The organism is Pseudomonas cuatrocienegasensis (assembly GCF_900110925.1).
Taxonomy (GTDB): domain Bacteria; phylum Pseudomonadota; class Gammaproteobacteria; order Pseudomonadales; family Pseudomonadaceae; genus Aquipseudomonas; species Aquipseudomonas cuatrocienegasensis.
The window spans coordinates 42446-62306 of the sequence record NZ_FOFP01000011.1; the positions used below are offsets into that span (position 1 = coordinate 42446).

Consider the following 19861-nt stretch of genomic DNA (forward strand, 5'->3'; position numbering starts at 1 on the left):
AACCATTTTCAATTAATCGACTTAAGACACCGCAGCAAACACTCCAGCGCCGGCTGCTGCTGCGCCCTTCTTAGCAGCGCCACCAGCTCGCGGTGGAAGGTCAGCGCGCCCAGCTCGATCACCCGCAGTTGGGTTGAACGCTGTAGCCACAGGCCGGCGCGGGGGATCAGTGAGACGCCCAGGCCGCACTCGACCATGCGCACAATGGCATCCAGTTCATCCAGCTCCAGGGCTTCGTGCACCTGCAGGCGCTGCTCGCGGAGAAACTGGCTGACCTGGCGCCCGCCAAACGAGCTGCGGTCATAACGCACGAAGGGCTGCTCGGCGAGGATCTGCAGCGGATCCTCGCCCGCCACTGTCAGCGGCGTGATCAGCACGAATGGCTCGCGCGCCAGGCTGACTTGCAGCAGCTCCTTGGGCAAGTCGAATGGCGGCTTGATCAGCAGCGCCAGGTCCAGTTCACCGGCGTCCACCTGGCTCAGCAGTTTCAGCGAAACACCCGGCACCAGTTTCAGCTCGACCCGCGGCGCAGCCTGGCGAAAGGCCGGCAGCGCCTCGGGCAGCAGCCCGGTCTGCACACTGGCGATGGCGCCGACCTTGAGCTCGCCCTGCCACTCGGCCAGAGTCGCGGGCCGGGCCATTTGCCCGTAGAGCGTGAGCATCTGCTCGGCCAGCGGCAGGGCATGCCGGCCCGCGGCATTGAGCACGGCGGCACGGCCACTGCGGTCGAACAGGCGCACACCCAGCCCTTGCTCCAGCACGCGCATCTGCGCGCTGACCGCCGACTGGGTCAGGCCAACCTGCTGACCGGCCGCGGCAAAGGTGCCGTGGCGCGCAACCATCACAAAGGTTTTCAACTCACGCAGCATCAGCGCCTCGATTGATCAATTCTGTTTGAGCTTGCGAGTAAGGATATTCGCTTTAAATCAATTTTACTGCTGCTAGGCTGGGGCAAAACCACTGAGGTAGCCCGTGATGAGTGTTGCGCCCTTCCACCTGGCAATTCCCGTGTACGACCTGAAGGCCGCCCGGCATTTCTATGGCGAGGTGTTCGGCTGCGCCGAAGGCCGCAGCAGCGCGCACTGGGTCGATTTCGATTTCTTCGGCCACCAGTTGGTGATCCACGAGGCGCCGAAGATGGCCTATCAGGAAGCCGCCCACAGCAACCCGGTAGACGGCCATGACGTGCCGGTGCCGCACTTCGGCGTGGTGCTCGATTGGCCGGATTGGGAGCGTCTGGCCGCGCGGCTGCGCGAGCGCGAGACGGCATTCGTGATCGAGCCCTATGTGCGCTTCCAGGGGCAGGTGGGCGAGCAGGCGACCATGTTTCTGCTCGACCCGTGCGGCAACGCGCTGGAGTTCAAGGCGTTCAAGGATATCGGCCAGCTGTTCGCCAAGTGACCTGAAGGCCGTTGAGGGCTGGGCAGCGGGCGGTGCACAGCTGCTCGCCATGCGGATGCCGGTGCCGGTGTAGGAGCGAATTTATTCGCGATAAATCGTTAAAGCACTGCAAGCGTCGCGATTAAATCAGAGCGTCGCCCGGCCCCTACTGCGTACCGACATTTCCTATATTGACGCGGCGCTAGCCTGTAATCGCGACGTGAAGAACCTTGTTAGTCGCGACGATTTCAGCGACTAACAAGGCCGATCGCGAATAAAGGCTAGGCGCCCCCTTCGCTCCTACAGGGGGTGAAGCAAGATCTTCGCGCCCAAATGCTAGGGCCGCTGCAGCAACCCTGGCAGTTGAGCGGCGAGCTTTTCGGTGTTGACCGGGGCGCGGATAAAGCCGCGCTGGGTGCCGTCCGGGCCGAGGATCACCAGGTTGCCGCTGTGGTCGACGGTGTAGTTTTCCTTGCTGGTATCGGCCGGGATATAGGGGATGCTCACCGCGTTGGCGAGCTTCTGCAGGGTCGTTTCCTCACCGGTCAGGCCCAGGTAGCCGGCATCGAAATAGGCCAGGTACTTCTTCAATTGCTCCGGCGTATCGCGGTGCGGGTCGACGCTGACCATGACGATGCGCAGGTTGTCGCGCGCCGCCTCCGGCAACTGGGTGCGCAGCTGGCGCAGTTGCGCCAGGGTGGCCGGGCAGATATCGGGGCAGAAGGTGTAGCCGAAGAACATCAGCGTCCACTTGTCGCGGTACTGGCTGGTCACCACCGGCTGGCCGTCCTGGTCGAGCAGCTCCAGGTCGGGCAGGGTGCGGCTCTGCGGCAACAACACGATACCGGCGTCGAGCAACTGGGTCGGGTCGCCCTGGCCTTTGCTGTTGAGCACCTTGTTGACGGTCAGGCCGAGCACCAGGGCAACCAGGCCGACGAGGATGAAGACGGTGAGATGGGTTCGTGACATGGCACCAACGTTTACAGGTTGAACAGCAGGTAGTGGTCCACCAGCAGGGCGATGAACAACAGGAACAAGTACCAGATACTGTACTTGAAGGTGTTGATCGCGGCATGCGGCCGGCTGTCACGGTACAGCACCCAGGACCATTGCAGAAAGCGCGCGCCGAGCAGGGAGGCGCACACCAGGTATAACAACCCGCTCATATGAATCACGAAGGGCAGCAGGCTGACGGCGAACATGATCGCCGTGTAGAGCACGATATGCACCTTGGTGTAGTGCTCGCCGTGGGTCACCGGCAGCATGGGAATATTGGCCTTGGCGTATTCCTCCTTGCGGTGAATGGCCAGGGCCCAGAAGTGCGGCGGCGTCCAGGCGAAGATGATCAGCACCAGCAGCAACGGCTCGGCGGTCAGTTGCCCGGTCACCGCCACCCAGCCCAGCAGCGGCGGCGCCGCGCCAGCCAGGCCGCCAATCACAATGTTCTGCGGCGTCGCGCGCTTGAGAAAGCCGGTGTAGATCACCGCATAGCCCAGTAGCGAGGCCAGGGTCAGCCAGGCGGCAAGGGGGTTGGTGAAGATCAGCAGCAGGCTCATGCCACTCACGGCCAGCAACAGCGCGAAGGCGATGGCGGCGGTCGGCGAGACCCGCCCAGAAGTCACCGGGCGTTTGAGGGTGCGCGCCATGATCGAGTCGATGCGCCGGTCGACTACATGGTTGACCGCCGCCGCCGCGCCGGCACACAAACCGATGCCCAGGTTGCCGAAGATCAGCACCTGCCAGGGCACCCCTGCGCGGGTGGCGAGGAACATGCCGACCAGCGAGGTGATCAGCATCAGCACCACCACCCGCGGCTTGGTCAGCTCCAGGTAGTCGCGCCAGCTGGCATGGGCCTGGTGTTGCTGCAGTAGAGTAGCCATGAGGTCTCTCCTTGCTCGTTGTTATTAACGACTGGTCGCCGGCGCGAAGTGTTCAGTGCCCGTGCGGGCTGCTGCCAGGTTGGATAAGGGCTGCGGCGCACGGTTCAGGCAATAATTGCTCAGCACCAGGCACAGCAGCAGGGCCGCGCCGCCAGCGTTGTGCGCCACGGCGACCAGCAGCGGCAGGTGCAGCACCACGTTGCTGATGCCCAGGCTGACCTGCAGCGCCAGCGCCGCCAGCAGCAGCCCGGCCAGGCGCGACAAACCGGCGGCGCGCAGGCGCCAGGCGAGCAGTAGCAGCACGACCGTCACCAGCACGGCGCCGAGGCGGTGGGTCATGTGGATAGCGGTGCGGGCGTCGCTGTCGAGCTGGCCGCCCAGGTAATTGGGGCCGATGTGCTGGGTCAGGTGAAAACCATTGGCAAAGTCCATCGCCGGCCACCACTCGCCGTGGCAGGTCGGCAGATCGACACAGGCCACCGCCGCATAGTTACTGCTGACCCAGCCGCCCAGGGCGATCTGCCCGACCACCACCAGCAAGCCAACGGCCGCCAGCGCGCGCAGCCGGGTCGACACAGCCACCGCCAACGGCGGCAGCGCGGCCAGGCGCAAGGTCAGAAGAAACAGCAAACTCAAGGTGGCGAAGCCGCCGAGCAGGTGCGCCGTGACCACCTGCGGCCACAGCTTGAGGGTGACGGTCCACATGCCGAAGGCCGCTTGCAGCGTCACCAAGGCGAGCAACAGCAGTGGCAGCTTGAGCGGCTGGCCCGGCACGCCGCGCTGGCGCAGCGCCTGCACGGCCAGACCGAGAATCACCAGGCCCAAGGCGCCGGCGAAGTAGCGGTGGATCATCTCGTACCAGCCCTTGGCGACCTCCACCGGCGCATCGGGGAAGCGCGTTTCGGCCAGCACCTGCTTGTGCTCGCTCATCGGCACGCCAATAAAGCCGTAGCAGCCGGGCCAGTCCGGGCAGCCGAGGCCGGCGTGGGTGAGGCGGGTGTAGGCGCCCAACAGCACCACCACCACGGCCAGCAGGGTGGCAAACAGGGCGAAGCGGTAACCGGGTTTGCGCATATTCATCCCTCAGCAGAACGGACTACGGCTGACGACAGGGCACATCGTTCAACCAATCTGGGAAATCTTCAGCAGGTGGCGCAGGTCATTGAGAATCGCCTTGCCCGGGCTGCTGGAGTCGTAACGCAGCACCAGGTTGCCGTGGGGGTCGACAATCCACAGCTGGGCGCCTTTGCTCGGGTCGGCGAGTTGCTGGTAACGCTGCAGATCCAGGGTTGCGCGGCCCAACTGCGGGTATTCGCGGTGCAAAGTCGCGTCCAGGGTTTCGGACAGCGGCTCGGCAATCGCCAGGCCATGGCTGGCCCGCGAAACATCACGGTTGAGGCCGATGTGCAGTTGCCGGGCCGTGTACACCAAGGCCATGCAATCGCTGTCGCAGGCGCCTGGGGCGGTGACCAGCAATTGCCAGCGCTCGGTGGATAAACCGCTTACGCCCAGGTCGTTCAGGGTCTGCCCGGTGCCGAGCAGCTCGCCGTGGAAGCTGCGCGTCTCCGGCACCCAGAAGCGCCACTGGTACATGGCGCTGGCCAACAGCATGGGGCCGATCACCACCGCCAGGATAAGGATCAGTTGCAGCCGCCCACGGCGGCGTTGGAGCGAGCCCTCAGGCAGGGCGATGGCTGGTTGCATGGCGAATCTCCCGCGCGTTGTGCATACCCAAATAGATGAACAGCCCGACCAGGGCCACGGCCAGCGCAAACCACTGCACGGCGTAGCCCAAGTGTTTATCCGGGCTCATGGCGACCACCGGCCAATCGGCCTGCAGCGCCGCCGGCCCCGGTTGCAAACGAGCTTCATACGGCAAACCGCCGCGGCCCAGTTGCTGCCACAGCAGCGCCGGTTTCACTTCGGTAATCAGCAGCGGCCAGCTGTTCGCTTCGCGCTGCGGGCGCTGCAAAAAGCCGCCGCCAAGCGGTACGTAGATCGAGGCGACCAATTCCAGAGCGCCATCGGGGGTGTCGAAGGCCGGCGCTACGCGGCGATCCGGCCAGGCCAGCCAGCCGCGATTGAGCAGCACCCAAAGACCGCTGCCCTGGTCATAGAAGGGTTGCAGCAGCTCCACGCCGGCCTGGCCGTTGCGGATGCGGTTGTCGAGCAGCAGGCTGTGCCCGGCATCGAAAAAGCCCTGCAGGCGCACCCGCTGATAGGACTGCGGCGTGCCGTTCTCCAGGCTGTCCAGGCTGACCGGCGCGGCCACCTGCAAGGCGGCATGCTGGGCCAGCAGCTCGCGCTTTTCCGCCGCCCGCGCCAGTTGCCAGAAGCCCAGCGCCACCAGCGCCGGGAGCAGCAGCAGAACCACGGCCGTGGGCAGCAAGCCGGGACGAAAGGCCGCCCAGCCCCACTCCCGGCTCTTGCGTCGCTGCTGGCTATACTGCTCGGACACGTCCTTCCCCTTATTTCGGAGTCCCGCATGCTCAAGGCCGCGATCGTCCTGCTCCTACTGGCCACCCTGGTCAGCCTGTTTAGCGGCTTGTTCTTCCTCGTCAAGGACGAGGGCCGCAGCGCGCGGGTAGTCAATGCACTGACGCTGCGGGTCACACTCACGGCGCTGACGGTTGGTCTGATCGCCTGGGGTTTCTACAGCGGGCAACTGGTTTCCCACGTTACCTGGTAAGCCGACGGTAACTGTGACCGGCGGCGGCCCGCTGCATTCAAGGCTTTTCTCTGGTTCCCTCCGGGCTCTACCCCCTCAGATCACGTAGACGAAGACGAACAGGCCGATCCACACCACATCGACGAAGTGCCAGTACCAGGCCGCCGCCTCGAAGCCGAAATGCTGCTCGTTGCTGAAATGCCCGCGCATGATGCGGATCAGCATCACCGTCAGCATGATCGCGCCGAAAGTCACGTGGGCCCCGTGAAAGCCGGTGAGCATAAAGAAGGTTGCGCCGTAGATCCCCGAGCCCAGGGTCAGACCCAGCTCGGTGTAGGCGTGGATGTATTCCTCGACCTGCAGCACCAGAAACGCCGCGCCCAGCAGTACGGTCAGCGCCAGCCAGAGGGTCAGCGGCTTACGGTGGTTCTTGCGCAGCGCGTGGTGGGCGAAGGTCAGGGTGAAGCTGGAGGTGACCAGCAAAATGGTGTTGATCAGCGGCAGGCCCCAGGGGCTGATGGTGCCGCTCGGTGCCGGGTAGAGTTTAGGGTCGGGCGTGTTGAGCATCGGCCAGCTGTACTCGAAGCTCGGCCAGAGCATGTTGGCGATGCCCTTGGCACCTTCGCCGCCCAGCCAGGGGCCGCTCCAGTAGCGGATGTAGAACAGCACGCCGAAGAACGCGGCGAAGAACATCACTTCCGAGAAGATAAACCAGCTCATGCCCCAGCGGAACGAGCGGTCCATCTGCGGGCTGTAGAGGCCGCTGCGGCTCTCCTTGATCACGTTGCCGAACCAGCCAAACAGCATGTAGGCCAGCAGCAGTCCGCCGACAAAAAAGATCAACGGACCGCTGGAGTCGGCACGCTCGGCCTTGAGGTCGTTGAACCAGGTGGCCACGCCGTAGACCGACACCAGCAACCCGAGGGTCGCGATGATCGGCCACTTGCTCTGGGCCGGAACGTAATACTCCTCGTGAATCGACATGGTGATGCTCCTTTAGGGAGTCGCCTGCGCGACAGGCGGTTTACGCGCAGTGATATCGAACAGGGTGTACGCCAGGGTCAGGTGGCGGACATCGGCAGGCAGGTCGCGGTCGACGATAAAGCGCACCGGCATTTCGATGCGCTCACCCGGCTGCAACACCTGTTGGGTAAAGCAGAAGCATTCGGTCTTGTGGAAGTAGGCCGCCGCCTTGGACGGCGCCACGCTGGGAATAGCCTGGGCGGTCATCGGCTTGTCGGTCGGGTTGTAGGCCACGAAGATCATCTGCGTGCTCGCCCCCGGATGCACGGTGACCTCATCGGCTTGCGGGCCAAAGGTCCAGACCATGTCCGCGGCATTGGTGGCGAGAAACTGCACGCGCACCTGGCGTTCGGCGTCCTGCACCTGATCGCCCTGATAGGCCCCGGCCGTTTTGCCGTTGATGCCGAACGCCTGGCACATGACGTCGTAGATTGGCACCAAAGCGAAACCAAAACCGAACATGGCCACCACCAGCACGCACAGGCGCAGGACCAGCCGACGGGTTTGCCGATCCTCAGTCATGGCGTGGGTCCGTGCGGTGCGCTTCCAGCGTGGCCATGTCCGGCGGCGTGCTGAAGGTGTGGTAAGGCGCGGGCGAAGGCACCGTCCATTCCAGACCTTCGGCACCATCCCAGGGCTTGGCTGCGGCCGGTGTGCCGCCACGGATGCACTTGATGACGATAAACAGGAACAGCAGCTGGGTGGCGCCGAACATAAAGGCACCGATGCTCGAGACCATGTTGAAGTTGGCGAACATCATGTTGTAGTCGGGAATGCGCCGCGGCATGCCGGCCAGGCCAACGAAGTGCATCGGGAAGAACGCCAGGTTCATGCCGACGAAGCTCATCCAGAAATGCAGCTTGCCGAGGGTTTCGTCGTACATGTGCCCGGTCCACTTCGGCAGCCAGTAGTAGGCCGAGGCAAAGATGCCGAAGATCGCCCCTGGTACCAGCACGTAGTGGAAGTGCGCCACCACAAAGTAGGTGTCGTGGTACTGGAAGTCCGCCGGGGCGATGGCCAGCATCAACCCGGAGAAGCCGCCGATGGTGAACAGGATGACGAAGGCCACGGAGAACAGCATCGGCGTCTCGAAGGTCATCGAACCCTGCCACATGGTGCTGGCCCAGTTGAACACCTTCACCCCGGTGGGCACGGCGATCAGCATGGTCGCGTACATGAAGAACAGCTCACCGGTCAGCGGAATACCGACGGTGAACATGTGGTGCGCCCAGACGATGAATGAGAGGAAGGCAATCGAGGCGGTGGCGTAGACCATCGAGGTGTAGCCGAACAGCGGCTTGCGTGCGAACGCCGGGATGATCGAGCTGACCGCGCCGAACGCCGGCAGGATCATGATGTACACCTCGGGGTGGCCGAAGAACCAGAACACGTGCTGGAACAGCACCGGGTCACCACCGCCTGCAGCGCTGAAGAAGCTGGTGCCGAAGTGGATGTCCATCAGCATCATGGTCACGCAACCAGCCAGCACCGGCATCACCGCGATCAGCAGAAAGCCGGTGATCAGCCAGGTCCAGACGAACAGCGGCATCTTCATCAGGGTCATGCCGGGGGCGCGCAGGTTGAGAATGGTGGCGACCACGTTGATCGCGCCCATGATCGAGCTGATACCCAACAGGTGGATGGCGAAGATAAAGAAGGTCACCGACTCCGGCGCATAGGTGGTCGACAGCGGCGCGTAAAAGGTCCAGCCGAAGTTCGGCCCGCCGCCCTCCATAAACAGCGTGCTGACCAGCAAACCGAACGACGCCGGCAGCAGCCAGAAGCTGAAGTTGTTCATCCGCGGCAGGGCCATGTCCGGCGCGCCGATCATCATCGGCACCATCCAGTTGGCCAGGCCGACAAAGGCCGGCATCACCGCGCCGAAGACCATGATCAGGCCGTGCATGGTGGTCATCTGGTTGAAGAATTCCGGCTGCACGATCTGCAGGCCGGGCTGGAACAGCTCAGCACGAATCACCATGGCCATGGACCCGCCGAGCAGAAACATGGCAAAGCTGAACCACAGGTACATCGTGCCGATGTCCTTGTGGTTGGTGGTCAGTACCCAGCGCATCAGGCCCTTGGCCGGGCCATGGTGGTGGTCGGTAAGGCCGTGGCCTGCGTGGTGCGGATCGATCACTGCACTCATGTCGGTTACTCCTGAGCCTTCTTGAACGCGAGAATGTCCTGCGGGGTGACCATGTCACCGACCGAGTTACCCCAGGCATTGCGTTCGTAGGTGATGATCGCCGCGATATCGACTTCAGAGAGTTGCTTGCCGAAGGCTGCCATCGAGGTGCCCGGCTTGCCATTGATGACAATGTCGATATGCCCCTCGGCCGGGCCAGTGGCGATGGCCGAGCCCTTGAGCGCAGGGAACATCGGCGGCAGGCCTTCGCCGGTTGGCTGGTGGCAGGCGCCGCAGTTGGTCAGGTAGGACTTCTCCCCGCGCGCCATCAGCTCGTCGAGGGTCCACTCCTTGCTGGTCAGCTCCTTCTCGGCAGCGGCAGCAGTCTTGCGCTCGGCCAGCCAGGCGGCGAAGTCTTCCTTGCTCTTGGCTTCGACCACCACGGGCATAAAGCCGTGGTCCTTGCCGCACAGCTCGGTGCACTGACCGCGGTAGATGCCCGGCTCCTCGATGCGTGTCCAGGATTCGTTGACGAAGCCGGGGATGGCGTCCTTCTTCACCGCCAGAGCCGGCACCCACCAGGAGTGGATAACGTCGGCAGCGGTGATCAGAAAGCGCACCTTGGTGCCCACCGGCACCACCAGCGGCTCGTCCACCTCCAGGAGGTAGTGCTCGCCCTTGGCTTCGCGGTTGTTGATCTGCGCACGCGGCGTGGTGAGGTTGCTGAAGAACTCAACATCCTGACCCAGGTACTTGTAATGCCATTTCCACTGATAGCCGGTGACCTGGATATCCAGCTCGGACTCCGTGGTGTCGTAGATATCGATCAGGGTCTTGGTCGCGGGGACCGCCATCACCACAAGGATGGCCAGGGGCACGACCGTCCAGAGGATCTCGACCGTGGTGCTTTCGTGGAAATTGGCCGGCTGCTGCCCGCGCGAGCGGCGGTGTACCAGCATCGACCAGAACATGGCGCCGAATACCAGCACGCCAATCACTACACAGATCCAGAAAATGGTCATGTGCAGGTCGAACACCGAGCGGCTGACTTCGGTGACGCCAGGTGCCATGTTGACCGTCCAGCTCGCATGCGCCGAGCTAAACACCAACCACAGCGCAAGGCTCATCCAGACTCGTGGATGTCGCGTCATTGCGGGTTCCCCTTATCGTTCTTGTTATCCCGCCGGCTAAGCCTGCGGCAAAGGGATCGACTGCCGATACTGCTGGCAACTGCTGCCGAAACCTGTCCGTGCCGAAGCCCTTCCGGTTCCATCAGGTACTGCCTATCGTGTTCGAGTATAGACAGGGTCGACCCACTGGCAATGCAGTTCTTAAAACAGTGCAGTGGTCATGAAGAAACACGGCAGACCACGGTTTGCGCGGCCCAGCCTGGGGCCATAGACCCTGCATATAGCTGTCTCGCATAAAAATCGCTCATAAATGACAATTAGGTCTTAGCAGACGTGACCATTCCGCTAAGGTTCACGCCCATGTCCGCCTCAAGAGGAGTTGTCATGAATATTTCCGCCCTGCGCGAGCTGATCGACCGCGCCCACCAGCACGAAGCGGCCACGAACCAGCTGGAACAACAGCTGCACGCCCAACTCGCGCGTCTGCACCCGGCCATCGGCCTGCCGGACGAAGGCGCCTCGCAGGTGCTCAAACGCTTCGTCGCGGCTTACATCGAGCAGGTACCGGAGCTGCTGGAGGCTGCCAACGAGGTGGCGCGTGAGGCCGGCATCGAGGTGCAGATCAAACCGGTGCTGAAGGTCGCCGAGCAGTTCTTCCTGCAGCCGCCCGCACTGATGGCCGGTCACGAAGGGCTCGATGGCCTGCTCGACGAGGCCTACCTGGCCCATCGCCTGGTGGAAGAGGTCAACGACCGCTATATCGCCCACCTTGGCCAGCCGCTGATCCCGCTGGATACCACCGTGGCCAACCTGATCGCCCACCAACTGATCGGCGAGCCCTTCGCCAACCAGCTCGACGAAGCCGTGCACCATGCGGTCGACGGCATGATCGACGACGCCAGCTTCAGCCAGGAGTCGGTCATCGCCCACCGCGAACGCCTGGGCGCACCGCACACCGCTGCAGCCTGGCAACGCTGGCCGTGTCTGTCGCGGCAACTGGGGGTGGAGCTGCAGTTGGCTAAGGCACGCGCGCCGAGCTGAGCTCTCAGCCCGGGCCTGGCGCGTCGGCAGTCGGCGCATTTTTCTTCACCCCGCGAATGTTCAAGCCGGCCAGGCACACCTGCAATACGATCAGCGCCCAGGCGCTGGTGTGCCAACCCCAGATCACCCACAACAGGTTACTCAGCAGAAAGCACCAGAAACCGACCGTGCGCCGCCGCAGGTTCAGCGAACCGATCAACCAGGCCGCCGTCACCGTTGCCAGCATCGCCGGCCATTGCAGCAGGTCAATCAGGTCCATTGCGTCTCCTTAGTAGCGCGTTGCTGGGCAGCCACCGGACTGGCAGCGCCTTGCCTGCGTTGGGGTACGCGGTGGGCGATGAAGTTCAGGTGATTGTCGAGGCCTGGCTGTTCTCGTAGGAGCCGCGCCCCGCGGCGAATAGTGGCCATAACGCATTGACGTTGCGCACCCAAACGCTTCGCGCCGGGGCGGCGCTCCTACGAGTCGGCAGGCGCCCACAACGCTCCCGTAGGAGCCGCGCCCCGCGCGCGAATAGTGGCCATAACCCATTGCCGTTGCGCAACCAAACGCTTCGCGCCGGGGCGGCGCTCCTACGAGGCGGCAGGCGCTGTAAACGATAGACTTTGCAGCGCGTGTCGGCAGCGGCCTTCAAGCCGGCGACGCAGGCCCTGGTCGTCGATCAGCAAGGCCCCACCCTGGGCTTCGGCAGCGCGGCCCCAATCCTCCAGCAACTCCATGCAGGCATGGTCGATGTACTGCAGCTGGGTCAGTGGTACGGACAGCTGGGTGCTTGGGGCAATCTGCGCCAGGGTGCTGGCCAGTTGCGGTACCTTGAGGAAGGTCGCCGTACCCATCAGGCGCAGTTCGGCCTGCTGGGGGCCCTGTTCGACCAGCACGATCTTCAAGCGCGCTGCCTTCCACACCAGTTTCAGCAGGGTCAGGGCGAAGCCCAGCAGCACACCAGTGAGCAGGTCGACCAGGACGATGCCCGCGGCGGTGGCCAGGTAGATCAGCCAGGGCACCCGGCCATACCGGCTCAGGCCACGCAGGGCCTTGAGGTCCACCAGTTTGCAGCCGGTGTAGACCAGCACGCCCGCCAGGCTGGCGATAGGAATGCTCTGCAGCAGGCTTGGCAGCAACATGACGAACGCCAGCAGCCAGGCGCCATGCAGAATCGCCGAGGCCCGGGTCATGGCACCGGCCTGGACGTTGGCCGAACTGCGCACGATTACCCCGGTCATCGGCAGCGCGCCGAGCACGCCGCAGAGCATATTGCCGACGCCCTGGGCGCTGAGTTCGCGGTCCAGATTGGAGCGGGCGCCAGTGTGCAAACGGTCCACCGCAGCAGCGGACAGCAGGGTCTCGGCGCTGGCGATAAAGGCCATGGCCACGGCGCCGATCAGCACATGCGGGTTGGCCAAGCCGAGCAGGTCCGCCGGGCGCAGCCAGTCGATGGCTTCGGCCAGGGTCGCCGGCACCTCGACGCGGTTGACCTGCAGGCCCAGCCAGAGGCTGGCCAGGGTCGCCAGGACGACACCGATCAAGGCACCGGGCACCAGACGCAGCGCCTCCGGCCGCCAGCGCGCCCACAGCAGCATGCAGGCAATGGTGCCGCCACCCAAGGCAGCGGCTTGCAGTGCCTGCCCATCGGGCCAGGCCGTCCAGGCGGACTGCAAGGTCGCCGGTAGCGCCAGCAGATTCGCCAACCCCGCAGCCTGAGGCGCCTGGTCGAACAGTACGTGCACCTGTGAGAAGACAATCAGCAGCCCGATACCGGCGAGCATGCCATGCACCACCGCGGGCGCAGTAACGCGGAACCAGCAGCCCAGACGCAGACGCCCGGCGCATAACTGAAGAAACCCGGCGAGCAGCAAAATCGGCCCGAGCATGGCCAGGCCATGGGCTCGTACCAGCTCGAAGACCAGCACCGCCAGCCCTGCGGCCGGGCCACTGACCTGTAGCGGCGAGCCGGCCAGCCAGCCGACCACCAGACCGCCGATAATACCGGTGATCAGGCCCTTGGCCGGCGGTACGCCGGAGGCGATGGCGATGCCCATGCACAAGGGCAGGGCGACGAGAAACACCACGATGGACGCCAAGGCGTCCCGCGGCAATGTGGCGGAAAAAGGTGTGGCGGTCATAACAGAGGTCTCCTGCAAGTCCATGCGGGAAGCGCGCCGCGCCCCAAATAAAGGCTATGTCCCAACATCGTGTTGCATCCCGTGCAAGCCATCACGCAGCACCAGGGTGAACTACCGAACACGCGTAGGAGCCCCGCCTCGGGGCGAATCGATTGCAGCCATTCAGTTATTTCGGCGTTGCCCATGGCATTCGCTGCGGGGCGCGGCTTCCACAAAAGCATCGGCGCCGTGCAACAGGGAACTGGGACAGAGCCAAAATAAAGGGGCGTGCGCGGCAGCGCAGCGAGTATCAGGCGCTGTAGCGCGCCGCGGGGGTGGCCGTGGGTGTCTGCTCACCGTCCAGCGGCAGGAAGCGGCCCAGGACGGCGTCGTAGGCGCGGATCTCGCAGCGGGCGATGTCATACACCCAGCCGTGGATCGCCAACTGACCGCTGGCCAGGCGCGAGGCGACGGCCGGGTGCGTACGCAGGTGGGTGAGCTGAGCGATGACGTTTTCCTCGGTGAGCACGCCCAGGGTGGTGTGGTCGGCGCAACCGCAGTTATCGGCCACCAGGGTGCGGGCCGCCTCGCTGTGGCGCAGCCAGGCCTTGACCGTGGGCATGCCCTTCAAGCTGTCCGGGGCGAGCACCGCCTTCATCGCGCCACAATCGGAATGCCCGCAGATGATGATGTGCTGCACGCCCAAGGCCAGCACCGCGTACTCGATGGCCGTGGACACGCCGCCCATCATCTGGCCATAGGGCGGCACCACGTTGCCGACATTGCGGGTGACGAACAGGTCGCCGGGGTCGCTCTGGGTGATCAGTTCGGGGACGATGCGCGAGTCGGCGCAGGTGATGAACATCGCGCGCGGCTGCTGCTGGTTGGCCAGGCGCTTGAACAGCGCCTGCTGCTGGGGAAACACATCCCGGCGAAAACGCCGAAAGCCATCGACGATACGTGCCAGGGACGCATCGGCCGAGTCATTGGGGGCTGGGGTAAGGCGGGACGCTTCAGCCATGTTCTGCTCCTTGAGTTCAGGTCTCGATAAGGGCCGCCACGCTTCGGCGCGACGCACTGTGACCAGCTGGTCACGTGAGGCACACCTTAGCCAGCCAGTCTTAATCGAAACTGAACGAAGGGCTCTAGAACGGCTATTTCAGACAGCGGAAGGACGAACGGTAGCTGGCCATTGGCCGGCCGCCGTCAGGTGGGGCTGCCGTTTCCGGGCAAACCGTGGCGCGCCGCAAAGCCTTGCAGCCATGGCGCGGCGTGGTGGGAGGCATGGCGGATACACCAGTGGGAACCGCGACCCGCGGCGAAAGGTGGGCATCCCGCGCTGCCGCTGAAAGCAGCGCTTGGTAACCTGAGTCGGGCCGCGCAGTTCGGGGGCAACGACACCCTGAGCCTGGCCTCCCGGGTATCGCTGGGCTCGACCCAGGCTACTTTTGCACGCGTAGGGTGGAGAGGAAATCCATAACGCGGTGCATCGAAGCAGCAGCTGATGCTTATTCCTGCGGGTAACGCGCGCGCGGCGTGGCCATCGGCACCTGGTCGCCATCGAGCGGCAGGAAGCTGCCCAGCTCGGCGTCGTAGGCTTTGATCTGGCTGGTCTCGATGTCGTACACCCAGCCGTGGATAAACAGCTGACCGCGGGCCAGCTTGGCCGCCACCGAAGGGTGCGTGCGCAGGTGGTCGAGCTGGGCCACGACGTTCTCTTCGGTGAGCACGTCGAGGGTTTCCTGATCGTTACTGCAGTTGCAGTTCTCCGCCACCACGGTGCGCGCCACTTCGGCATGGCGCAGCCAGGCCTTGACCGTGGGCATGGTTTCCAGCGACTGCGGGTTGAGCACCGCCTTCATCGCGCCGCAGTCGGAGTGCCCGCAAATGACGATGTGCTGCACGCCCAGGGCCATCACCGCGTACTCAATGGCGGTGGAAACGCCGCCCATCATCTGCCCGTAGGCCGGCACCACGTTGCCGACGTTGCGGTTGACGAACAAATCGCCCGGCGAGCTCTGGGTGATCAGCTCGGGCACCACCCGCGAGTCGGCGCAGGTGATAAACATGGCGCGCGGGTTTTGCGCAGTGGCGAGCTTCTTGAACAGCTCCTCCTGCTGCGGGAACACCTCGTTGCGAAAGCGTTTGAAGCCATCGACGATGCTCTGCAACGCCTGATCGGCGGTTTCGTTGCCTTCATGGGTGTGCAGTGGAATCACATGGTGTTTGTAAGGCATGCCGTGAACCTCTGAGTACCTGGAAAAAATGCTGTTACACCGACAGCTGCGGCGGCTGGCAAGTCACACACCAGTGTCACCTCAGGCAGGTGGCGCGACAATCTGCAGGTACGACTAATTATTTGGTTATGCCCCACTGCGGTGTTGCACGGCGTCGCTGCTTTTCGTGGGAGTCGCGCCCCGCGACGAATGCCATGCGCACGCCGAAGTCACTGAACGGCTGCAAACGCTTCGCGCCGGGGCGGCGCTACGGGCGTCGCGTTTATGGCCTGCATGCAACTGCAACAGTCAATGGGAACAGACCTAGGCGCTCAAAGCAGGCTCAGCTGAGCACCTGGCGGGGCGAAGCGTGAGCAGTCCAGGCCATCCAGCTGGCGGCCGTCCAGGCCAAAACGGCGCCGCGCCAGGCGAAAACGCTGGGCCAGCAAGTCGGCAAAATGCCCCTCGCCGCGCATCCGCGTGCCAAAGCGGCTGTCGTAATCCTTGCCGCCGCGGGACTGGCGAATCAGGCTCATGACATGGGCCGCGCGCTCGGGGAAGTGCGCCTGTAGCCACTGCTCGAACAGCTCGGCGATTTCCAGCGGCAGGCGCAGCAGTACGTAGCCGGCCGAGCGCGCGCCGGCATCGCGGGCGGCTTCGAGCAGGTGCTCGAGCTCCATGTCGTTGATCATCGGGATCATCGGCGCGCACATCACACTGACCGGCACCCCGGCCTCATGCAGCGTGCGCATGGCCCGCAGGCGAGCCTTGGGCGAGGCCGCACGGGGCTCCATGATGCGTTTGAGCTCATCGTCCAGGGTGGTCAGGCTGAACGCCACGCTGACCAGATTCTGCTCGGCCAGTTGGGTCAGCAAGTCGAGATCGCGCAGGATCAGCGCGCCCTTGGTAATCAAATGCACCGGGTGTTTGTAGCGCAGAAGAATTTCCAGGGCCTGACGGGTCAGGCGCTGCTCACGCTCGATCGGCTGATAGGCATCGGTGTTGATGCCCAGGGCAATCGGCTGCGGCACGTAACCAGGCTTTTGCAGCTCTTCCTCCAAGCGACTGGCGAGGTTGGTCTTGGCGATCAGCCGAGTCTCGAAATCCAGCCCTGGGGAGAGGTCCCAGTAGGCGTGGCTGGGCCGGGCAAAGCAGTACACGCAACCATGTTCACAGCCGCGGTAGGGGTTAACCGAGCGATCGAAGCCGACATCCGGCGACTGGTTGCGGGTGATCACTGTGCGGGCGCGCTCCTGACGGATCTCGGTGGCGCGGGTCTGCGGCGTTTCCTCCTGATACCAGCCGTCGTCCTCGGCCTCCGAACGGGTCGGGGCGAACCGGTTATGCGGGTTATGGGCCGTACCACGACCACGGGGCGGCAAAAGGGACATAGGCAGGCTCCGGCAAAATACTGTCTATATATACAGTTATTATCACCGCAGCCCAAGTACTCGCCGTCGCCCCAACCGGTAGCCTGGGTTGAGCAAAGCGATACCCGGGAACAGGTTCCTGCAGGATCGCCTCAGCTCGCCACCGTTTCCCGCTCACCCTCCTCGCGCTGTGCATAACGCTGGGCCAACACCGCGCAGACCATCAACTGAATCTGGTGGAACAGCATCACCGGCAGGATCAGCAGACCAATGGTGCTGCTGGCAAACAGCACCTGGGCCATGGGCACACCGGTGGCCAGGCTCTTTTTCGAGCCGCAAAAGAGGATGGTGATGCGGTCTTCCACGCTGAACCCCAGCCACTTGCCGAGCAGGTGAGTGAGCAACAAGGCCAGCGTCAGCAGCACGCAGCAGGCCAGCACCAGAGCGGCCAGGGTCGGCAGCGGCACCGTCTGCCACAGGCCTTCGATCACCGCCGCGCTGAACGCGGTGTAGACCACCAGGAGGATCGAGCTTTGGTCGACGTACTTGAGCCAATCCTTGTTGCGCCCGACCCAGGCACCGATCCAGCGCCGTGCCAGTTGCCCGGCCACAAAGGGCACCAGCAGTTGCAGGGTGATCTTGCCGATGGCGTCCAGGGTCGAGCCACCGCTACCGTGGACATCCATCAACAGCGCCACCAGCAACGGCGTGAGGAAGATACCGAACAGGCTGGAGGCCGCCGCGCTGCAGATCGCCGCAGGCACATTGCCCCGCGCCAGGGAGGTGAAGGCAATGGCCGACTGCACCGTGGCCGGCAGCGCGCAGAGGTAGAGCATGCCTAAGTACAACTCGGTGCCGATCAGCGGCGACAGCAGCGGCTTGAGCGCCAGGCCGAGCAGCGGAAACATCACGAAGGTGCAGAAAAACACCAGCCCATGCAGGCGCCAATGCCCGGCCCCAGCAATGATCGCCTCGCGCGAGAGCTTGGCGCCGTGCATAAAAAACAGCAGAGCAATAGCAAAGTTGGTCACCCAGCCGAACACCACGGCCACCTGGCCCGAGGCGGGCAGCAGCGTGGCGGCGCCGACCACGGCGAGCAGGGTCAGGGTGAAGTTGTCGGGCAACAGGCGGGAACGGGCCATGGCAGCATCCTGGGCAGGGGCAACGACAAAGGTTGCAAAATATGACCGCGCCACTCTACCGTGATCATCCGTTACCGACTAACGCGATAAAGCCAGAGAATGTCGACTAACAGACAGCCCGATCTGCCCGAACGCCAGGTGCCGCAGCTGCCCGCCCTGCCACGGCCGCTGTACGCGCGCAGCGAATCCCTGGCCCAGCAGATGAGCACCGCGCGGCATTGCCATACCTGGGTGCAATTGTCGTATGCGATCCAGGGCGTGCTGCATGTGCACACGGCTGCCGGGCGCTTCGTCGCGCCGCCACAGCGTGCCATCTGGATACCGGCGGGGGTCGAGCACGAAGTGATCAGCTCGCCGAACACCGAAATGCGCAGCCTCTACCTGGCCGCCGAGGCCACCGCCGACGCCCCGCGCCACTGCCGGGTGCTGGAAGTAAACGCTCTGACCCGCGAGCTGATCCGCCGTTTTGCCGAGCTGCCGGTGGCCTACGACGAACAGGGCGCCGACGGACGCCTGGCCAATGTGCTGCTCGACCAGTTGCTGACGGCCCGCGAACTGGGCCTGTCGCTACCGCTGCCCCGCGACGCACGGCTGCAGCAGCTGTGCCAGACGCTGCAGGCTCAACCCGACGACCCCTGCAGCCTGGCGCACTGGGGCCAGCACCTGGGCGTCTCGGAGAAAACCCTCAGCCGCCTGTTTTTACGCGACACCGGCCTGACCTTCCGCGCCTGGCGCCAACGCCTGCGCCTGCTCGGCGCCCTCACCCCGCTGGAGCAAGGCCAACGCGTCACCGACGTCGCCCTGGCCTGCGGCTACGACTCCACCTCGGCCTTTATCGCCGCATTTCGCCAGCAGTTTGGGGTAACGCCGGGGGAGTTTTTTCGCGGCTGATTCAAAGGCTGCGGCGCACCTGCAGCCCGCGGTAGCCGTACTCACCCGGCTCGCCGCTGATATGCAACACGCCTGCTGCGGCCAGCTCGCGGGCACGCCAGAGCAGAAAGGTGTCGGTGGCGAAGAAGCCGTCGTTGCGCGCCATCACCTCGGCCATCAGCCGCGCCAGAGGTTGCGCTTCATCGCGGGCATGGCGCAGTAGATCGGCATCGATGCGCTGGTAGTCCTCGCCGGCAAAGTCGCCCGCCTGCCAGCGGTGAATCAGCGCATTGTCTGCCTGCACGGCACGCCATTGGGCGGCCAGGGCCTGGCGCCGTGATGCGGCGATTTCACGGGGTTGGGCCAGGGCCACCAACGCGTCGGGTGCATGCATGGCCACCGCCTTGCGCATCTCGACGCGGCTGTCGCCGGTGCCGCAAGGCACTTCCCAGAGCGCCAGCGGGCTGTGTTCCAGGGCATGGGCCACACGCGCCAGCAGCAGTTGCTCGCTGGCACTGTCGCCATGCCAGACGGTGACCGGTTGCGCCTGTTCAGCCAGGGCGGCGAGCCAACGGGCATCGGCGGGCAGGACAGTGGCGAAAGCCGGTGCAGGATGCACCGACTCGGGCCACAGCGTCTGCCAGAACGCCACGCGCGCCGCGCAAGGTGGCGTGTCGACATCCGCCAGCGGACCGACGGCGAGGTCGTCGCGCAGCACGCGCAAGCCCGTTGCCGCTGCGGCCTCGCCAATCACCTGAGTGACCCCGGCGACCGCGTTATCACCACAGACCAGATGCCACATAGACCCTCCTTGGACGCTTAAGACTTATGGGTAGGAGCGAAGGGGGCGCCTAGCCTTTATTCGCGATGGGGTTTGAACGCGCTGGAAGTATCGCGAATAAATTCGCTCCTA

General features: G+C 64.4%; 21 protein-coding genes. 4 read left to right on the forward strand and 17 right to left on the reverse strand.

All coding sequences use genetic code 11. From position 1 onward, the window contains the following. Positions 1-8: 8 nt before the first annotated feature. Entirely contained in the window at positions 9-869 is an 861-nt protein-coding gene (locus tag BMW49_RS15520) for a LysR family transcriptional regulator (RefSeq protein ID WP_069521044.1), read from the reverse strand. A 106-nt stretch (positions 870-975) separates the two neighbouring features. Here BMW49_RS15520 and BMW49_RS15525 point away from each other — a divergent pair, with 106 nt between their 5' ends. Continuing rightward, positions 976-1401 (forward strand): VOC family protein, encoded by a 426-nt coding sequence (locus BMW49_RS15525; RefSeq protein ID WP_069521042.1) that lies wholly within the window; start codon positions 976-978, stop codon positions 1399-1401. A 315-nt stretch (positions 1402-1716) separates the two neighbouring features. Here the strand turns inward: BMW49_RS15525 and BMW49_RS15530 are convergent, their stop codons facing one another. From BMW49_RS15530 to BMW49_RS15550, 5 genes are read right to left on the reverse strand one after another with little or no spacing between them, the layout of a single operon-like run. Beyond that, positions 1717-2349, reverse strand: a complete 633-nt coding sequence (locus BMW49_RS15530) for an SCO family protein (protein ID WP_069521040.1) — start codon at positions 2347-2349, stop codon at positions 1717-1719. An 11-nt stretch (positions 2350-2360) separates the two neighbouring features. Beyond that, complete coding sequence (gene cyoE, locus BMW49_RS15535; protein WP_069521038.1) at positions 2361-3260, reverse strand: heme o synthase; 900 nt, start codon at positions 3258-3260, stop codon at positions 2361-2363. Positions 3261-3284: 24 nt separating this feature from the next. After that, positions 3285-4334, reverse strand: a complete 1050-nt coding sequence (locus BMW49_RS15540) for a COX15/CtaA family protein (RefSeq protein ID WP_069521036.1) — start codon at positions 4332-4334, stop codon at positions 3285-3287. A gap of 48 nt (positions 4335-4382) precedes the next feature. After that, positions 4383-4964 (reverse strand): hypothetical protein, encoded by a 582-nt coding sequence (locus BMW49_RS15545; protein ID WP_069521034.1) that lies wholly within the window; start codon positions 4962-4964, stop codon positions 4383-4385. After that, a complete protein-coding gene (locus BMW49_RS15550) occupies positions 4939-5718 on the reverse strand; it encodes an SURF1 family protein (RefSeq protein WP_069521032.1) in 780 nt (259 codons plus the stop codon). The genes BMW49_RS15545 and BMW49_RS15550 overlap by 26 nt, the downstream gene beginning before the upstream one ends. Positions 5719-5745: 27 nt before the next feature. On the opposite strand from BMW49_RS15550, the gene BMW49_RS15555 reads away from it, so the two are divergent. Further along, on the forward strand, positions 5746-5949 hold the full coding sequence (locus BMW49_RS15555; protein ID WP_069521030.1) for a twin transmembrane helix small protein: 204 nt from the start codon (positions 5746-5748) through the stop codon (positions 5947-5949). Positions 5950-6024: 75 nt separating this feature from the next. On the opposite strand, the gene BMW49_RS15560 is transcribed toward BMW49_RS15555, so the two are convergent. The 4 genes from BMW49_RS15560 to coxB are packed head-to-tail and all read right to left on the reverse strand — an operon-like array spanning position 6025 to position 10230. Next, complete coding sequence (locus tag BMW49_RS15560; protein ID WP_069521028.1) at positions 6025-6912, reverse strand: cytochrome c oxidase subunit 3; 888 nt, start codon at positions 6910-6912, stop codon at positions 6025-6027. A 12-nt stretch (positions 6913-6924) separates the two neighbouring features. Next, positions 6925-7473 (reverse strand): cytochrome c oxidase assembly protein, encoded by a 549-nt coding sequence (locus tag BMW49_RS15565; RefSeq protein ID WP_069521026.1) that lies wholly within the window; start codon positions 7471-7473, stop codon positions 6925-6927. Beyond that, positions 7466-9100, reverse strand: coding sequence for a cytochrome c oxidase subunit I (gene ctaD / locus BMW49_RS15570; protein WP_069521024.1), 1635 nt, complete (start codon positions 9098-9100; stop codon positions 7466-7468). Before ctaD ends, BMW49_RS15565 begins: the two co-directional genes overlap by 8 nt. A 5-nt stretch (positions 9101-9105) precedes the next feature. Continuing rightward, positions 9106-10230 (reverse strand): cytochrome c oxidase subunit II, encoded by a 1125-nt coding sequence (coxB, locus tag BMW49_RS15575; protein ID WP_090390995.1) that lies wholly within the window; start codon positions 10228-10230, stop codon positions 9106-9108. A gap of 363 nt (positions 10231-10593) precedes the next feature. On the opposite strand from coxB, the gene BMW49_RS15580 reads away from it, so the two are divergent. Beyond that, a complete protein-coding gene (locus tag BMW49_RS15580; RefSeq protein WP_069521019.1) occupies positions 10594-11250 on the forward strand; it encodes a hypothetical protein in 657 nt (218 codons plus the stop codon). Positions 11251-11254: 4 nt separating this feature from the next. On the opposite strand, the gene BMW49_RS15585 is transcribed toward BMW49_RS15580, so the two are convergent. The 6 genes from BMW49_RS15585 to BMW49_RS15610 all read right to left on the reverse strand — a co-directional run bounded on the left by BMW49_RS15585 (position 11255) and on the right by BMW49_RS15610 (position 18078). Next, positions 11255-11509 carry a hypothetical protein gene (locus tag BMW49_RS15585; protein ID WP_069521017.1) on the reverse strand — a complete coding sequence of 85 codons (255 nt, stop codon included), beginning with the start codon at positions 11507-11509 and terminating at the stop codon, positions 11255-11257. 311 nt (positions 11510-11820) lie between these two features. Further along, positions 11821-13371: a SulP family inorganic anion transporter gene (locus tag BMW49_RS15590; protein WP_090390998.1), complete on the reverse strand. Its 1551-nt coding sequence runs from the start codon at positions 13369-13371 to the stop codon at positions 11821-11823. A gap of 289 nt (positions 13372-13660) precedes the next feature. Further along, complete coding sequence (locus BMW49_RS15595) at positions 13661-14371, reverse strand: carbonic anhydrase (protein WP_069521597.1); 711 nt, start codon at positions 14369-14371, stop codon at positions 13661-13663. A gap of 487 nt (positions 14372-14858) precedes the next feature. Then, entirely contained in the window at positions 14859-15587 is a 729-nt protein-coding gene (locus BMW49_RS15600) for a carbonic anhydrase (protein ID WP_069521599.1), read from the reverse strand. 311 nt (positions 15588-15898) lie between these two features. Then, complete coding sequence (locus BMW49_RS15605) at positions 15899-16957, reverse strand: PA0069 family radical SAM protein (RefSeq protein ID WP_069521601.1); 1059 nt, start codon at positions 16955-16957, stop codon at positions 15899-15901. Positions 16958-17088: 131 nt separating this feature from the next. Then, positions 17089-18078: a bile acid:sodium symporter family protein gene (locus tag BMW49_RS15610; RefSeq protein ID WP_069521603.1), complete on the reverse strand. Its 990-nt coding sequence runs from the start codon at positions 18076-18078 to the stop codon at positions 17089-17091. Positions 18079-18177: 99 nt separating this feature from the next. On the opposite strand from BMW49_RS15610, the gene BMW49_RS15615 reads away from it, so the two are divergent. Beyond that, the gene (locus BMW49_RS15615) at positions 18178-18969 is read left to right on the forward strand and encodes an AraC family transcriptional regulator (RefSeq protein WP_069521605.1); all 792 of its coding nucleotides are present in this window, start codon (positions 18178-18180) and stop codon (positions 18967-18969) included. A gap of 1 nt (position 18970) precedes the next feature. Here the strand turns inward: BMW49_RS15615 and BMW49_RS15620 are convergent, their stop codons facing one another. Continuing rightward, positions 18971-19750: a DUF1835 domain-containing protein gene (locus tag BMW49_RS15620; RefSeq protein WP_069521607.1), complete on the reverse strand. Its 780-nt coding sequence runs from the start codon at positions 19748-19750 to the stop codon at positions 18971-18973. Positions 19751-19861 lie beyond the last annotated feature (111 nt).

Coding starts and splice junctions, on each gene's coding strand:
- BMW49_RS15580 (WP_069521019.1), top strand. CDS start 10,594: ATGAATATTTCCGCCCTGCGCGAGCTGATCGACCGCGCCCACCAGCAC.
- BMW49_RS15585 (WP_069521017.1), bottom strand. CDS start 11,509: ATGGACCTGATTGACCTGCTGCAATGGCCGGCGATGCTGGCAACGGTG.
- BMW49_RS15615 (WP_069521605.1), top strand. CDS start 18,178: ATGTCGACTAACAGACAGCCCGATCTGCCCGAACGCCAGGTGCCGCAG.
- BMW49_RS15545 (WP_069521034.1), bottom strand. CDS start 4,964: ATGCAACCAGCCATCGCCCTGCCTGAGGGCTCGCTCCAACGCCGCCGT.
- BMW49_RS15540 (WP_069521036.1), bottom strand. CDS start 4,334: ATGCGCAAACCCGGTTACCGCTTCGCCCTGTTTGCCACCCTGCTGGCC.
- BMW49_RS15525 (WP_069521042.1), top strand. CDS start 976: ATGAGTGTTGCGCCCTTCCACCTGGCAATTCCCGTGTACGACCTGAAG.
- BMW49_RS15565 (WP_069521026.1), bottom strand. CDS start 7,473: ATGACTGAGGATCGGCAAACCCGTCGGCTGGTCCTGCGCCTGTGCGTG.
- BMW49_RS15590 (WP_090390998.1), bottom strand. CDS start 13,371: ATGACCGCCACACCTTTTTCCGCCACATTGCCGCGGGACGCCTTGGCG.
- cyoE (WP_069521038.1), bottom strand. CDS start 3,260: ATGGCTACTCTACTGCAGCAACACCAGGCCCATGCCAGCTGGCGCGAC.
- BMW49_RS15610 (WP_069521603.1), bottom strand. CDS start 18,078: ATGGCCCGTTCCCGCCTGTTGCCCGACAACTTCACCCTGACCCTGCTC.
- BMW49_RS15555 (WP_069521030.1), top strand. CDS start 5,746: ATGCTCAAGGCCGCGATCGTCCTGCTCCTACTGGCCACCCTGGTCAGC.
- BMW49_RS15600 (WP_069521599.1), bottom strand. CDS start 15,587: ATGCCTTACAAACACCATGTGATTCCACTGCACACCCATGAAGGCAAC.
- BMW49_RS15595 (WP_069521597.1), bottom strand. CDS start 14,371: ATGGCTGAAGCGTCCCGCCTTACCCCAGCCCCCAATGACTCGGCCGAT.
- BMW49_RS15520 (WP_069521044.1), bottom strand. CDS start 869: ATGCTGCGTGAGTTGAAAACCTTTGTGATGGTTGCGCGCCACGGCACC.
- ctaD (WP_069521024.1), bottom strand. CDS start 9,100: ATGAGTGCAGTGATCGATCCGCACCACGCAGGCCACGGCCTTACCGAC.
- BMW49_RS15620 (WP_069521607.1), bottom strand. CDS start 19,750: ATGTGGCATCTGGTCTGTGGTGATAACGCGGTCGCCGGGGTCACTCAG.
- coxB (WP_090390995.1), bottom strand. CDS start 10,230: ATGACGCGACATCCACGAGTCTGGATGAGCCTTGCGCTGTGGTTGGTG.
- BMW49_RS15560 (WP_069521028.1), bottom strand. CDS start 6,912: ATGTCGATTCACGAGGAGTATTACGTTCCGGCCCAGAGCAAGTGGCCG.
- BMW49_RS15605 (WP_069521601.1), bottom strand. CDS start 16,957: ATGTCCCTTTTGCCGCCCCGTGGTCGTGGTACGGCCCATAACCCGCAT.
- BMW49_RS15530 (WP_069521040.1), bottom strand. CDS start 2,349: ATGTCACGAACCCATCTCACCGTCTTCATCCTCGTCGGCCTGGTTGCC.